The sequence below is a fragment of the Halorubrum miltondacostae genome (assembly GCF_041379815.1).
Lineage (GTDB): Archaea > Halobacteriota > Halobacteria > Halobacteriales > Haloferacaceae > Halorubrum > Halorubrum miltondacostae.
The window spans coordinates 70,474-84,131 of sequence record NZ_JBEDNY010000001.1; the positions used below are offsets into that span (position 1 = coordinate 70,474).

Here is a 13,658-nt window from a genome sequence, read left to right on the forward strand (position 1 = left end):
CTACTCCGCGAGCTGCTGACGGCCCGGCGCGATGAGGCGGTCGAGGTACTCCGCGAGCGCGTCCTTCGCGTCCGCGGGGTGGAGCTCGCCGGACTCCAGGTCGCCCTCCAAGTCGTCGTAGGCGTCGTACACGAGGTCGCCGCCGTACTCCTCGGGGCGCTCGACGGTGACCGAGTCGAACCGCGGGAACACGTGGTACTCGAACACTTGGAGGACGGGGTTCTCGCGTTCCACGCCGTCGTCGGTCGGCTCCGGGTCCGCCGTCGGCGGACAGTAGGCGTCGTTCACCTTCGACTCGATGTCCTCGCGGGAGTCCTCCATCGAGATGGTGACGCCCTCGCTGGAGGACATCTTCCCGCGGCCGGTGCCGAGGTCGGCGATCAGCGGCGTGTGGAGGCTCGTCGGCGGCTCGCGGTCGATGCTCGGGAGCACGTCGCGAGCGAGCATGTGGACCTTCCGCTGCTCCATCCCGCCGACCGCGAGGTCGACGCCGAGGTACGGGATATCGAGCGCCTGCATCAGCGGGTAGACGGCCTGCGACACCTTCACCGAGTCGCCCGAGCTGATCTCGGCCATCGCCCGCTCGGCGCGCGCCAGCGTCGTCTCGAGCTCTAAGGCGTGGAGGTCGAGCGTGTAGTCGTCGTCGAGCTGGAAGTCCGAGCCGAGCACGAACTGCGTGTTCGACTCGTCGAGCCCGTAGGCGATGAACTGGTCGCGCATCCGCTCTGCGGTGTGGCGGATCTCCTCGAACGACCCCTTGTCGTTGAGGTAGGCGTGTACGTCCGCGAGGAGGACCGTGACCTCGAAGCCCGCCTCTTGGAGGTCGATGAGCTTGTTCGCGGTGAGCATGTGACCGATGTGGAGCACGCCCGAGGGCTCGTAGCCGACGTACGCCCGCTTCCCTTCGGGGTCGTCGGCCAGCGCCTCGATCTCCGACTCGGTGACCACCTCGGCCGCGTTCCGGGTGATCAGCTCGTAAGCGTCCATACCTTCGAGTGTGCGTTCCCGGACATATGACTTCTGGATGCGTGCCGACGACTCACGCGGAGCGCCGCCAGCGCGGCCGTCGACCGCGTTCCCTCTGTCCCCGGCCGCAGCCGAGTGCGGTCACTCCTCCGTCTCGGGCAGCGTCCGCCCCGCCCGGTGCTCGGAGATGATCCGGTCGATCCGCTCGGCCTTCTCGTCGCGCCGGCGCTCTTCGGCGCGCTCCTCCCACTCCTCGACGGCAGCGGCGAGGTCCTCCTCGCTCGCGACCGCCAGCTCGTCCACCTCGCGGACCGGCACGGCGTCGGCGGGCACCACCGGGACCGCGCGCTCGAACAGCACCTCGTCGGCGACGTCCGAGAGGTTCCCCTCGCCGCGGATCACGGCCCGCGGCTCCGCCTCCGCGAGCCGCTGCGCGGTCCGGCGGCCGGCGCCCGACGCGTCCCGGAGGTAGACCACGTCGCCGGCGACGAGCCCGTAGGCGTCGTCCGCGGCGTCGAGCGCGTCGAGCGTGAACTGCTCGACCACCTTCACGCTCACGAGCCCCCGCCCCTCGGCCACGTCGCCGAAGTTCGAGTGATCGAGCCGCCACAGCTCCTTCAGCGTCTCCACCTTGCGTTCGAGGTCGGCGACGCGCTCCTGGGCCTCGTCGCGCTCGCGCTCTAAGCGGTCCGTCTCGCGTTCGAGTCGGGAGACCGCCCGCCGCGTGCGCGCCTCGATGCGCTCCTCGCGTTTCGACTCCTCCAGCTCCCCTTCCAGCTCCGCGATCCGATCGTCGCGCTCGTCGAGGTCGTCCTCGAGCGACTCGGCGTGCGACTCCAGCCGGTCGACGCGCTCCCGGAGCCGCCGGATCGTCTCCTCCTCCTCGGTCCGGTCGGGCTCGGTGGGATCCGCCTCGTCCGCGTCGTCGTCCTCCCCGCCCCCGCCGTCGTCCTCGCTCAGGTCATCGATGACGGCCTCGACCGACGAGCCGCCCGCGACGACGCCGGCGATCACCGCCCCGCGATCGAGCCGCGGAGGCGTCTTCGCTGCGATCCGCTCGAACTGGTCCTCGTGGTCGTCGTAGGCGTACAGCGCGGCCGCCAGCGCGTCGCGCTCGTGGTCGTTCGCGTAGCTCGCCTCGCGGGTGCGGTGGAGCTTCTCGTCGACCGGGAGGTCGGTCGTGGGCCGCCACCCGGCGGCGTCGAACGAGCGCCGGAACTTCTCGACCGTCTCCGGCATCGGCTCGACGTCGGCGGCGACGATGATCGGCCGCCCCTGCTCGACGATCCACTCGGTCACCTCGGCGGTGTCGCCGGTCCGGGAGGAGTACAGCGCGTGGACCGTGCCGTCGAGGCCGACGACCGCGGCCGCGGTGGTCGTCCCGGGGTCGATCCCGACGATGACGCGGTCGCGCCGCTTCACCAGCGGCTCGTACTCGATCCCGTCGCGGCGCTCCCGCTCGACATCGACGCGCACGTCGCCGGCCCGCGAGTTCGACACCGGGATGTCCTCGGGGCGGGCCTCGACGACGAACGTCGCGTTCGCGTAGCCGCCGTACTTCTCGGTCACGTCGCGCTCGAAGTCGAGGTTCGCGTCGTTCAGCTTCGACTGGACCTGCCTGGTCCGCTTGCGGACGTTGCCGTGGATCCGACGCGTGTACCGGTCCTGGCTCCACCCGCCCTTCCCGGTCGAGCGCCCGCGAGACACCTTCACGGTCGTCTCGTCGGTGAAGGCGGTCACCTCGTGACCGACGTTCGCGGCGGCGAGCCGCGCCGACGCCTCGGCCTCCTTCATCGGCTTCTTGCCGTAGGGGATGCCGTGCCGGGAGGCGACCCGCGAGAGCGGTTCCGGGCGCTCCGCGCCGGTCACCTGGACGAGCCGGGTGCCGTCGGGCAGCGACCGGAGGAAGTTGACGAGCTCGCCTTTGTCCGCCGCCAGCTCGTAGGCGTTGTCGGTGGCGACGTAGAGTGGCTCGCGGTCGTCGATCAGCCGGCAGAGCTTCCGGAAGGAGACCACGTCGCGGGTGATCCGGGCCATCGGCCCGTCGGCGTCCGGCGCGTCCGGATCGTCTTCGTCGACGGGATCTAGAATGACGAGCGCGTAGGAGGGGCTGTCGCCGCGGACGTCCCCGCTGTGGACGTCGACGCCGAACACCGGCCGGTCGCGGGCGCGGATGGTCCGGGTTGTCACATACCGAGGTAGGTCGTTGCCGCGTATATACCCCACGCCGCGGGAGCCACTGACTGCCGCCGAGCGGGCGAGCGGTCAGAGGATTCGGGGCTCGTCGCCGGCCTGCTGTCGCCGGCCGCTGATAACCCCCGGCGTCCCGCCCGTCTGGATGATGTTGAACGCGGTCATCAGGTCCGACCGGGAGATGAGGCCGACGAGCTCGCCGTCCCCGCCGACCACGGGGAGCCGCCCGACGCCGTGCTCTTGCATGGTCTGGAGCGCGGTCAGGGCGTCGGCGGTCGGGTCGACGGCGACGAGGTCGGTCGCCATCACGTCGTCGACGCGGTAGGCGTCGCGCTCCACCTCGCGGACCGACCGGGCGTCCTCGAGGGTGACCATCCCGACGAGCTCGTCGCCGTCGAGGACGGGGTACCCCGTGTGGCGCTCCTCGAACATCCGGCTCATCAGGTCGGTGACGGAGGTGTCCTCCGTCACCGTATGGAGCTGTTCGCGGGGCGTCATCACGTCGGTGACGGTGACGCCCTCGAAGGTGGCCTTCAGGGTCGTCTGCTGGGCCTCGCCAGAGGCGGCGATGTAGACGAAGAAGGCGAGCACGATGAGCAGCAGCTGGAAGCTGAACAGGCCGACGACCCCCATCAGGAACGCGAACACCTTCCCCACGGAGGCGGCCCGCTGGGTCGCCTGCGCGTGCGGCTGGTTCCGCGCGAGGAGCGCCCGTAGGACCCGCCCGCCGTCCATCGGGAACGCGGGCAGCATGTTGAAGACGGCGAGCACGACGTTCAACAGCGCGAGGTAGCCGAAGACGAAGAGGACGGCGTTCGAGCCGCCCGCGGCGACGAGGACGACCCCGTAGCAGGCGACCCCGACCGCGACGCTGACGAGCGGGCCGGCGATCGCGATCCAGAACTCGTGTCGCCAGTTCTCGGGGAACTCGGCGAAGTTTGCGAGGCCGCCGAGCAGCCACAGCGTGATCGACTCGATCTCGTAGCCGTACCGCATGGCGACGAGCGAGTGACCGAACTCGTGGAGCAACACGCCGACGAACAGCCCGACCGCGGCCGACAGCCCGAGCAGCCACGGCGTGTTGCCGGCGGCGACCGCGCCCGCGTCGATCCCGAGGCCGGCGACCTCGTTCATGACCTCCGCGATCATCCCGACCTGCGACCCGATGAGGTACGCGAAGAGCGGTAAGACGATCAGGAACGTCCAGTTGAGCCTGATCGGAATGCCGAACGCGGTCCCGACCTTGATTCCACGCATGCCATCGGATTCGGCCGGTGACCGGTTAAGTAACGGGGTCGGGGCGGTTACGTGACGCGGTCGGGTCGGTGATCGATTAAGTACACGCCCCGCGTCGGGGCGCACATGAGCGACACAAGCGATCCGGAGTCGGTCGTGAAGCGCGACGACGAGGTCACCTACGAGCCCGTCGAGGCCGCCGAGGGGCTCTCAAAGGGCGTCCTCCTCGACGAGTTTGACGGCGCGCCCAACTTCGCGATGCGCCGGTTCGAACTCGCGCCGGACGCCGCGGTCCCCCGCCACACTAACGCGGTCGAACACGAGCAATACGTCCTCGCCGGCGAGTACGTCGTCGGGATCGGTGACGAGGAACACACCGTGTCGGCCGGCGACGCCCTCCTGATCCCCGCGGGCGTCGAGCACTGGTACCGCAACGAGCGCGACGAGCCTGGCGCGTTCATCTGCGCGGTCCCGAACGGTGACGACACGATCGAACTCGTCGAGTAGGACACGGTTCCGGTCGCGTCCCCCGCGGCGGGCCGACTACTCCAGCGTGCCGACGCGGTCGGCGACGTAGCCGAACTGGTCGCGGTAGCCGTTCGACGACAGCAGCACGGGGTAGAAGGCCTCGTCGGCGAGGAGGGGTTCGCCGTCGGCGGCCGCGAACCGCTCGCCGGGCTCGACGCGCTCGAAGTTGCGCGCGAACACCTCGTACGCCTCCGCGTCGGGCTTCGGGATCCGCTCGCGGAGCCGGAACACCGAGACGTCCTCGCGGCCGCCGGCGTCGAGCACGTCGTCGGCGCCGGGCGCGGAGATAGCGCCTGTCGCGGCGAGGAACGCGCGGGCGAGCCAGTAGGCGTTGTCGGCGGCCGCCTCGGAGCCCTGGAGCCCGGCCTCGACTTCGAGCGTGTGCGGGTGTTCGATGAGCCGCCCCTCGGTGAACGCGTCCGTCTGGATCACGGCGTCGACGGGGAGGTGCGGCGCAACCGCGCGGGTCACCTCGTCCATCGAGTCGATGACGGCGAACGGCTCCGCGTACGACTGCGTCGAGTGGATCGCGAACGTCGTACACCCCTCCAACGCCTCGACCAGTTCGGCCGCGAGCCGCACCTCGTGGGCCTCCGCGTCGGGGTTGCCGGGGAACGCGCGATTGAGGTCGGCGTCGAGGTAGCGCTCGCCGGCGTCGAGCGCCGCCTCGTTGGCGACGACCAACCGCACCGGCCGCTCGGGGTCGAGGTCCGCGTCGAGCAGGCGCTCGACGGCGCGGGCGCCGCAGGGCTCGTCGCCGTGGATCGCGCCGACGACGGCGACCTCGGGCTCCCCGTCGCCCAGATCGTGGATCTCCATACCACACCCTGGCGGGCGGCGGATAAGTGGCGTTCGGATCGGAGACCGAACCCGTGGCGGCGGGTTCGGATCCGCGACGAGCGCTCGACTCCCGGCGCTCCGCGGTCGGCGCCGCCCGGCTCAGTGCTCCTCGTCGACGCGCTCCGCGTACTCGTAGTCGGCGGGGTACGCCGGGGGGCACGCGCCGTCGAGGGTGATCTGCCACCCGTCGATCGCGGCCGGGTCGCCGAGCGCGGCCCGGAGCGTCTCCCGCACGTCGTCGACGTCGACCCCGTAGAAGTCGCTCGGGATCCCGTCGAGGTACTGGAGCGCCGTCTCGAACAGCGACCGCATCCCCGCATCGTTCTCAAAGTCGACGCGCTTGTACGCGCCGGCGGCGACCTGAACCATCCCGTGGAGGAAGGCGCTCTCGGCCGTCCCGCGCCCGTAGTTATACCACTCGTCCTCGAAGCAGTCGTGGCTCTCGTGGTACGCGCCGTCGTTGAACAGTCGGACGCCGTGTTCGGTCGCGCGCCGGAGCGTCGCGTGCTCCCAGTAGCCGCCGACCAACCGCGCGTCCGGTGGGCCGCCGGCCGACTCCTCCCCGTCGTCCGACGACGACTCCGCCGCTCCTGACGCCGCGTCAGGGTCCTCGCCCGCGTGCCACCCGGTCGGGTTCCCGAGGGGCGGGGCGACGCCCGGATCGCGGGTGTGGTCGTCCATGTGCGCGCCGTTCACGCGGCAGCGACCTAACCGTTTCGCGGCGCCGGCGGCGACGACGGTCCGCGGACGGATCGAACCCTTCTTTCCCCCGGTCACGCTCCGGGCTACCAAATGGACGCCGGACTCCTCTTCGCGCTCGCCGCCGCCGTGGTCTGGGGCGCGTACCTCTTCGTCCTCAAGCGCGCCTTCGCCGCGTATCCGCCCGCCGCGCTGACGGTGGCGATCAATGCCGCGGCGCTCGGCTGGTTCCTCGGGGCGACCAGCCTCACGGTCGGCTTCGGCGACGCCGCGGCCGGGCTGGCCGGGCTCGTCGTCCCGCGGCGGTTCACCGTCGTCGCAGTCACGACCCTCGCGACGGCCGCGGCCTTCGTCCTCTTCTTACGCGCCATCGCGGACGGCGCGGTGTCGTACGTCGCGCCGATCAACAAGGTCGTCCCGATGTTCGTCCTCCCGCTGGAGGTCGGACTGCTCGGACAAGTGCTGTCGCCGATCCAGGTCGCCGGCGTGGTCGTCACCACCCTCGCGGTGTACGTCGCGAACTACGAGCCGGGCGACTTCTTCGCGCCGTTCGCGCGGGCCGCGCGCTCCCGGCCGGCGCAGTTGGCGCTCGCGAGCGCAGCCTGCTACGCGGTCGCCGACGTGGGCAAGCGGGTCGCACTCCAGGAGCTCGCGATCCCCGGCACGCTCTGGGTGCCGCTGCTGCTCGCCGGTGTCGCGGTCGTCCTCCTCCCCGCGGCGCTGCGGAGCTCGTTCGAGGCCACCCGGCGAGACCTCCCGAAGTTCCTCGCGGCCGGCGCGCTCGTCGCGCTGGGCGAGCACCTGACGACGGTCGCGTTCGCGACGCTGCCCGCGAGCGTCGCCTCGCCGGTGATCAACACGCAGGCCATCGTCGCGGTCGTCCTCGGGGGCATGCTGCTCGGGGAGCGACACTTCCGGCTCCGGCTCGTCGCGGCCGTCCTCGCGGTCGTCGGCGTCGCGATGATCGCCGGGTGAGGCGGCGGGCCGACCGCCGCCGGCACCCGAGAGACACTTCACCGCTCAGCTCCTACCGCTTCCATGGAACCTGCGCCCGAGCCGACCCCGATCCATCACGCCGAGTCGATCGTCAACGCCCTCGGCGACGGCGCGTACGTTCTTGACGCCGACCGGAACCGCGTGTTCGTCAACGACCGCCTCCGCGAGGTGACCGGCTTCGACGAGGCGGTCCTCCACGGGAAACACCCGGAGCGGATCGTCGCGGAGGGATACTGGAGCGCCGAGGCGGGCGAGCGCTACCGGGAGGCCGCCGAGCGCGTCCTCGCCGGCGAGGCCGCCGACGCGCGCGTCCAGCTCACGACGACGCTGGCGGACGGCAGCGAGGTGACGACCGAGACCCGCCTGACGCCGATCGAGCGCGGCGACGCGGTCGTCGGCGCAGTCGGCGTCATCCGCGACGTCACGGACCGCGTCGAGCGCGAGCGCGAGCTGGAGCGGCTCAACGAGCGGCTCGAACGGCTCGCCGGCTTCCTCTCGCACGACCTCCGGAACCCCCTCTCGGTCGCCCGCGGCTACGTCGACCTCGCCCGCGAGACCGGCGACGTGGAGGGGCTCGCCGCCGCCGAGAGCGCGTTCGGCCGGATCGAGTCGATGATCGACCAGGCGCTGGTGATGGCCCGCGACCCGGACGCGATCGAGACCGCGGACGAGCCGGTCGACCTCGCCGCCCTCGCCGACGACTGCCTCGAATCGGGCGACCTCGGCGACCTGCCGGCCGACGCCGAACTCGTCGTCGACGACCCCGGCCCGGTCACCGGCGACTCGACCCTGCTCCGGCGCGCGGTCGGGAACCTGATCGGCAACGCCTTCGACCACGGCGGCGACGCCCCGACGGTCCGCCTCGGCGTCGACGACCGCGGGCTGTACGTGGCCGACGACGGACCCGGACTCCCGGACGACGCGGGGCTCCTCGACGGGGCGGACCCGACGGCCGAACTGGTCGACTTCGGCGTCTCTCGTGGCGGCGGCACCGGGATCGGGCTCGCCATCGTCGAGCGCGTCGCGGCCGCGCACGGCTGGACGCTCGAGATCGACGAGTCCTCCGAGGGGGGCTTTCGGGCGACGCTGGTCGGTGCGGAACCGACGGGATAAAGGGGAGGCCAATCTAACGCCAGTCCGCATGCGAGGGTAGCCAAGCCCGGAAACGGCGGCGGATTCAAGCTCCGCTCCTGTAGAGGTCCGTGGGTTCAAATCCCTCCCCTCGCATCGCCGGGGTCACCCCCCGTGATGCGGAAGACGCTCTCGGAGCGCTCTTCCCTCGCAAAACTTCACTCGAACGCGACCAGCGGCGGCTATCTACACCTCTGCGGTGGCGCGTACCTGCGAGCGGCCGCCGAGGGCGCCGCGAAGCCAGCACGCGCGAGGGAGTCGCGAACGACGTGGGGTGCGAGCGAAGCGAGCATAAATTCGCCTCATCCCCGGGACTTCGACGGCGTTCGTCGCCGATCCGGGCTCGGCGACCGATGAATAAGTGGTCGACCGGAGGGCCCCGACCACCTCTCCGCAATCGCGCGGGTCTCTGCGGCGGCCCGACTCGCGCCGAAACGACACGAACGTCCACCCGAAACGGAGGGTCCGAAACGGTTTTGCCCCGGCCTGCCGGACGGTCGATATGCCAGCAGATCCCGACACGGGGTACGACCCCTCGATGGGTCGGAAGTTCGTGTTCGTCACGGGCGGAGTGATGTCCGGGCTGGGCAAGGGCATCACCGCCGCCAGCACCGGGCGCCTTCTCGCCAACGCGGGCTTCGACGTCACCGCCGTCAAGGTGGACCCCTACCTCAACGTCGACGCTGGGACGATGAACCCGTACGAGCACGGCGAGGTGTACGTCCTCAAGGACGGGGGCGAGGTCGACCTCGACTTGGGCAACTACGAGCGCTTCCTCGGTACCGACATGACGTTCGACCACAACGTCACCACGGGGAAGACGTACCAACACGTCATCGAGCGCGAGCGCGCCGGCGACTACCTCGGCAAGACCGTCCAGATCATCCCGCACGTCACCGACGACATCAAGCGCCGCATCCGCGAGGCCGCCGAGGGGAGCGACGTCTGTCTCGTCGAGATCGGCGGGACGGTCGGCGACATCGAGTCGATGCCGTTCCTCGAGGCCCTCCGCCAGTTCGCCCACGAGGAGGACGACGAGGACATCCTCTTCACCCACGTCACGCTCGTCCCGTACTCGAAGAACGGCGAGCAGAAGACGAAGCCGACACAGCACTCGGTGAAGGAGCTGCGCTCGATCGGCCTCCAGCCCGACATCCTCGTCGGGCGCTCGGAGGACCGGCTCGACTCCGAGACGAAAGAGAAGATCGCCCTCTTTTGTGACGTCCCCACGGACGCCGTCTTCTCGAACCCGGACGTCGAGGACATCTACCACGTCCCGCTGATGGTCGAAGACGAGGGGTTAGACGAGTACGTGATGGAGCGGCTCGGCCTCGCCGACGAGGCGCTGCCGAAGGCCGAGCGCTCGACGGAGTGGCGCGACCTGGTCACCCGCGACCGCGACGAGGAGATCGACGTGGCCCTCGTCGGCAAGTACGCGCTCGAAGACGCCTACATGTCGATCCACGAGGCGCTGAAACACGCCGGCATCCAGACCGGCACCGAGGTGAACGTGCTGTGGGTCGACGCCGACGAGACCCGCGAGGAACACGAGCAACGCCTCGCCGAGGCGGACGCGGTCGTCGTTCCCGGCGGCTTCGGCTCTCGCGGGACCGACGGGAAGATTGAGGCGATCCGCTACGCCCGCGAGAACGACGTGCCGTTCCTCGGACTCTGCCTGGGCTTCCAGATGGCCGTCGTCGAGCACGCGCGCAACATCCTCGGACTCGACGGAGCCCACTCCGCCGAGATCGCCCCCGACACGCCCTATCCCGTCATCGACCTACTCCCCGAGCAGTACGAGACGGAGGACATGGGCGGGACGATGCGGCTCGGCGCACACGAGACCGACATCGAGCCCGACACGCTCGCGGCGCGGGTGTACGACGCCGACTCCTGTACCGAGCGCCACCGCCACCGCTACGAGGTGAACCCCGAGTACATCGACGACCTGGAGGCCGACGGGCTGACGTTCTCCGGGCGCGCCGACAACCGCATGGAGATCCTCGAACGCCCCGACCACCCGTTCTTCTTCGGGACGCAGGCGCACCCCGAGTTCCGGTCGCGGCCGGACCGCGCGAGCCCGCCGTTCGTCTCGCTCGTCGAGGCGGCGCTGGGATCGACGGACACAACCGAGCGGAACGCGGACGTGAGGCTATAGATGGTCGAGACGGAGGAATTTATCGCGGAGGCGAAAGCGGAGATCCGGGAGGCGATCGGCGACGCGAACGCCGTGATCGCCCTCTCCGGCGGGGTCGACTCCTCGGTCGCAGCGACGCTCGCCTACGAGGCGGTCGGCGACCAGCTCACCCCCGTCTACGTCGACACGGGGCTGATGCGGAAGGGAGAGACCGACGAGATTCGCGACACGTTCGATTTCATGGAGTCGCTGCGCGTCATCGAGGCGCAGGACCGCTTCTTCGAGCGGCTCGCGGGCGTCACCGACCCGGAGGAGAAGCGCCACGTCATCGGTGAGGGGTTCATCGAAGAGTTCGAGACGGTCGCGCGCGACGTCGACGCCGACTACCTCGTCCAGGGGACGATCTACCCCGACCGCATCGAGTCGGAGGGGAACATCAAGTCGCACCACAACGTCGGCGGGCTCCCCGAGGTCGTCGACTTCGAGGGGATCGTCGAGCCGGTGCGCGACCTCTACAAGGACGAGGTGCGCGAGGTCGCCCGCGAGCTCGGCTTAGAGGAGATCATCTCCGAGCGCATGCCGTTCCCCGGCCCCGGGCTCGCCGTCCGGATCGTCGGCGAGGTCACGCCCGAGAAGGCCGACGTCGCCCGCGAGGCGACCCACGTCGTCGAGGAGGAGCTAGAGGAGTACGACCCGTGGCAGGCGTTCGCCGCGGTCCTCGGTAAGGCGACCGGCGTCAAGGGCGACAACCGCGTCCACGGCTGGGTGGTCGCCGTGCGCTCCGTCGAGAGCCGCGACGGGATGACCGCGCGCGCGCAGGAGCTCGACTGGGGGACGCTCCAGCGGATCCAGAGCCGGATCACCGGCGAGAACGAGACCGTGGCGCGGGTCGTCTACGACGTGACCCACAAGCCGCCCGCGACGATCGAGTACGAGTGATGACGGACCAGCCACTCGCCGTCGTCGCCGGTCCCGACGAGCACGGGCTCGGCGAGGAGCTCGCCGCGTGCGGCGTCGCGATCAGCCGCATCGAGGGGCTCGTCACCGCCGACGCGCTCGCCGAGGCCGGCATCGCCGACGCCGCGTACTTCGTCCTCACCGATGTCGAGGAGGCGACCGGCATCCCGGTCGCGAAGGAGCGGAACCCGGAGGTTCAGATCGTGACGTACGCGAGCCGGTCCCTGCCGGAGTTCGTCGCGACCGTCGCCGACCTCGCGGTCGACCCCGAACTGTTGGACGCCGCGACGGTCGCCGAGGAGCTGACCGGCGACGGTGAAGCGGACCAGTGAGCGGGTCCACCTCGACCGACGGCGACGACGGCCCCGCGACCGTCCCGGTCACCCTCTACACCCGCGAGGACTGCTCGCTGTGCGTCGTCGCCCGCGAGACGATCGAGTCGGTCGCCGCCGACCTCGACGGCGTGACGGTCGACATCGACGAGGTCGACGTCGACACCGACCCGGAGCTGGCCGAGGAGTACGGCGAGCGCGTCCCGTACGTGTTGGTCGACGGCCACCCGGCGTTCAAGTACGAGGTCGACGAGCGCGACCTGCGGCTGAAGCTGCTGGCGGCGACCTGAGTCGAAGAACCACGCCCGACTGACCGCCGGACTACCGCGACCCGAGCGTTTAGGACCCTGACGGTCACTGATAGTGGCATGTACGTACTGCGAGGCGGTCGCGTGGCGGACGCCGCGGGGACCCGCGAGGCCGACGTGGCCGTCGCGGACGGAGAGATCATCGCGGTGGGCGACTCGGGAGCGGTCGAGGACGCGGCCGCGAAGCGTGACGCTGGCGAGGCCACCGAGGTCGACGTCGACGGGCGGGTCGTCGCGCCCGGGCTGATCGACGCGCACGTCCACATGATGATGGACGGGCGGCCGGACGTCTCGACGGCGGTCTCCGACAGCGACTACACGGCGAGCTACCGGGCGGCGAGCAACCTCGCGGCCGCGGTCGAGGCGGGCGTCACGACCGTGCGCGACCTCGGCAGCCGCGGGACGCTCGCGCTCGACGCCGGCGAGGCGGTCGCCGCGGGCGACATCGACGGGCCGCGCGTGGTCGCCTGCGGCCGCAACGTGATCATGACCGGCGGCCACGGCAACTGGTTCGGGCGCGAGGCCGACGGCCCCGCGGAGGTGCGGAAGGCGGCCCGCGAGCAGCTGAAGGCCGGCGCGGACGTGCTCAAGTGTATGGCGACCGGCGGCGTGCTCACCGAGGGCGCGGTGACGGGCGCGCCCGAGCTCACCCCCGAGGAGCTCGCCGCGTTCACTGACGCCGCCGCGCCGACCGACACCCCGACCGCGGCCCACGCCCACGGCGAGGTCGGGATCAAGAACGCCGTCGAGGCCGGCATCTCCAGTATCGAACACGGGACGTTCATGGACCGCGAGGCCGCCGAAATGATGGCCGACCGCGGCACCTACTGGGTGCCGACCGCGAGCGCGCTCCGCGGCATCGTCGACAACGGCGTCGAGGCCGGCATCCCCGAGGACGCCGTCACGAAGGCGGAAGACGCCGCCGAGCGCTTCGACGACGCGTGGGACCACGCGCTCGACGCGGACGTCCCGATCGCGATGGGGACCGACGCGGGCACGCCGTTCAATTTCTTCGAGGAGATCCCGCAGGAGATGGCGCACATGGTCGACTACGGCCTCTCGCCGGAGCGAGCGCTGGAGGCCGCCACCGTCAACGCCGCGGACCTGCTCGGGCTCGACGACGTGGGGCGCGTCGCCGAGGGGTACCGGGCCGACCTCGTCGTCCTCGACGCCGACCCGACAGAGGACGTGGAGGCGTGGCAGGCGCCGGACGCGGTGTTCGCTGGCGGCGATCGCGTCGCCTGACCGCGGTCGACCGCGCTCCTCGCACCGAACCGAGACGCGCCGCCCGCGACGCGCGGAACGGTCATTTTTACTCCGAGCCGCCTCACTATC

13 protein-coding genes and 1 tRNA gene are annotated in these 13,658 nt (G+C 70.9%); 9 read left to right on the forward strand and 5 right to left on the reverse strand.

The window, feature by feature from the left end:
* From ABNG04_RS00350 to ABNG04_RS00360, 3 genes are all read right to left on the reverse strand, one after another.
* Window positions 1–987, reverse strand: a complete 987-nt coding sequence (locus tag ABNG04_RS00350) for a tyrosine--tRNA ligase (protein WP_371159047.1) — start codon at window positions 985–987, stop codon at window positions 1–3.
* Between the two features lie 120 nt (window positions 988–1,107).
* Window positions 1,108–3,156, reverse strand: coding sequence for a DUF460 domain-containing protein (locus ABNG04_RS00355; RefSeq protein WP_371159049.1), 2,049 nt, complete (start codon window positions 3,154–3,156; stop codon window positions 1,108–1,110).
* Window positions 3,157–3,231: 75 nt separating this feature from the next.
* Window positions 3,232–4,416: a CBS domain-containing protein gene (locus ABNG04_RS00360; protein ID WP_371159051.1), complete on the reverse strand. Its 1,185-nt coding sequence runs from the start codon at window positions 4,414–4,416 to the stop codon at window positions 3,232–3,234.
* A 105-nt stretch (window positions 4,417–4,521) separates the two neighbouring features.
* Between ABNG04_RS00360 and ABNG04_RS00365 the strand changes: the two genes are divergently transcribed.
* Window positions 4,522–4,902, forward strand: coding sequence for a cupin domain-containing protein (locus ABNG04_RS00365; protein WP_371159052.1), 381 nt, complete (start codon window positions 4,522–4,524; stop codon window positions 4,900–4,902).
* 36 nt (window positions 4,903–4,938) lie between these two features.
* Here the strand turns inward: ABNG04_RS00365 and ABNG04_RS00370 are convergent, their stop codons facing one another.
* Both ABNG04_RS00370 and ABNG04_RS00375 read right to left on the reverse strand, forming a co-directional pair.
* On the reverse strand, window positions 4,939–5,742 hold the full coding sequence (locus ABNG04_RS00370) for a M14 family metallopeptidase (protein WP_371159054.1): 804 nt from the start codon (window positions 5,740–5,742) through the stop codon (window positions 4,939–4,941).
* 120 nt (window positions 5,743–5,862) lie between these two features.
* On the reverse strand, window positions 5,863–6,444 hold the full coding sequence (locus ABNG04_RS00375) for a DUF309 domain-containing protein (RefSeq protein WP_371159055.1): 582 nt from the start codon (window positions 6,442–6,444) through the stop codon (window positions 5,863–5,865).
* A 111-nt stretch (window positions 6,445–6,555) separates the two neighbouring features.
* On the opposite strand from ABNG04_RS00375, the gene ABNG04_RS00380 reads away from it, so the two are divergent.
* From ABNG04_RS00380 to ABNG04_RS00415, 8 genes are all read left to right on the forward strand, one after another.
* The gene (locus ABNG04_RS00380; protein WP_371159057.1) at window positions 6,556–7,437 is read left to right on the forward strand and encodes an EamA family transporter; all 882 of its coding nucleotides are present in this window, start codon (window positions 6,556–6,558) and stop codon (window positions 7,435–7,437) included.
* 63 nt (window positions 7,438–7,500) lie between these two features.
* Window positions 7,501–8,571: a PAS domain-containing sensor histidine kinase gene (locus tag ABNG04_RS00385; protein ID WP_371159059.1), complete on the forward strand. Its 1,071-nt coding sequence runs from the start codon at window positions 7,501–7,503 to the stop codon at window positions 8,569–8,571.
* A gap of 30 nt (window positions 8,572–8,601) precedes the next feature.
* A tRNA-Leu gene (locus ABNG04_RS00390) sits at window positions 8,602–8,685 on the forward strand.
* A 406-nt stretch (window positions 8,686–9,091) separates the two neighbouring features.
* Window positions 9,092–10,747 carry a CTP synthase gene (pyrG, locus tag ABNG04_RS00395; protein WP_371159061.1) on the forward strand — a complete coding sequence of 552 codons (1,656 nt, stop codon included), beginning with the start codon at window positions 9,092–9,094 and terminating at the stop codon, window positions 10,745–10,747.
* Window positions 10,748–11,665, forward strand: coding sequence for a glutamine-hydrolyzing GMP synthase (gene guaA, locus ABNG04_RS00400; protein ID WP_371159063.1), 918 nt, complete (start codon window positions 10,748–10,750; stop codon window positions 11,663–11,665).
* Window positions 11,665–12,015, forward strand: a complete 351-nt coding sequence (locus ABNG04_RS00405; protein ID WP_371159065.1) for a DUF7126 family protein — start codon at window positions 11,665–11,667, stop codon at window positions 12,013–12,015. The genes guaA and ABNG04_RS00405 overlap by 1 nt, the downstream gene beginning before the upstream one ends.
* Window positions 12,012–12,305, forward strand: a complete 294-nt coding sequence (locus ABNG04_RS00410) for a glutaredoxin family protein (RefSeq protein WP_371159067.1) — start codon at window positions 12,012–12,014, stop codon at window positions 12,303–12,305. Before ABNG04_RS00405 ends, ABNG04_RS00410 begins: the two co-directional genes overlap by 4 nt.
* 78 nt (window positions 12,306–12,383) lie before the next feature.
* Window positions 12,384–13,568 carry a metal-dependent hydrolase family protein gene (locus ABNG04_RS00415; protein WP_371159069.1) on the forward strand — a complete coding sequence of 395 codons (1,185 nt, stop codon included), beginning with the start codon at window positions 12,384–12,386 and terminating at the stop codon, window positions 13,566–13,568.
* Window positions 13,569–13,658 lie beyond the last annotated feature (90 nt).

What these genes read in the sequence shown, in the direction of transcription:
- ABNG04_RS00415 (WP_371159069.1), top strand. Translation starts at nt 12,384, where the DNA reads ATGTACGTACTGCGAGGCGGTCGCGTGGCGGACGCCGCGGGGACCCGC.
- ABNG04_RS00385 (WP_371159059.1), top strand. Translation starts at nt 7,501, where the DNA reads ATGGAACCTGCGCCCGAGCCGACCCCGATCCATCACGCCGAGTCGATC.
- guaA (WP_371159063.1), top strand. Translation starts at nt 10,748, where the DNA reads ATGGTCGAGACGGAGGAATTTATCGCGGAGGCGAAAGCGGAGATCCGG.
- ABNG04_RS00350 (WP_371159047.1), bottom strand. Translation starts at nt 987, where the DNA reads ATGGACGCTTACGAGCTGATCACCCGGAACGCGGCCGAGGTGGTCACC.
- ABNG04_RS00405 (WP_371159065.1), top strand. Translation starts at nt 11,665, where the DNA reads ATGACGGACCAGCCACTCGCCGTCGTCGCCGGTCCCGACGAGCACGGG.
- pyrG (WP_371159061.1), top strand. Translation starts at nt 9,092, where the DNA reads ATGCCAGCAGATCCCGACACGGGGTACGACCCCTCGATGGGTCGGAAG.
- ABNG04_RS00365 (WP_371159052.1), top strand. Translation starts at nt 4,522, where the DNA reads ATGAGCGACACAAGCGATCCGGAGTCGGTCGTGAAGCGCGACGACGAG.
- ABNG04_RS00360 (WP_371159051.1), bottom strand. Translation starts at nt 4,416, where the DNA reads ATGCGTGGAATCAAGGTCGGGACCGCGTTCGGCATTCCGATCAGGCTC.
- ABNG04_RS00370 (WP_371159054.1), bottom strand. Translation starts at nt 5,742, where the DNA reads ATGGAGATCCACGATCTGGGCGACGGGGAGCCCGAGGTCGCCGTCGTC.
- ABNG04_RS00375 (WP_371159055.1), bottom strand. Translation starts at nt 6,444, where the DNA reads ATGGACGACCACACCCGCGATCCGGGCGTCGCCCCGCCCCTCGGGAAC.
- ABNG04_RS00380 (WP_371159057.1), top strand. Translation starts at nt 6,556, where the DNA reads ATGGACGCCGGACTCCTCTTCGCGCTCGCCGCCGCCGTGGTCTGGGGC.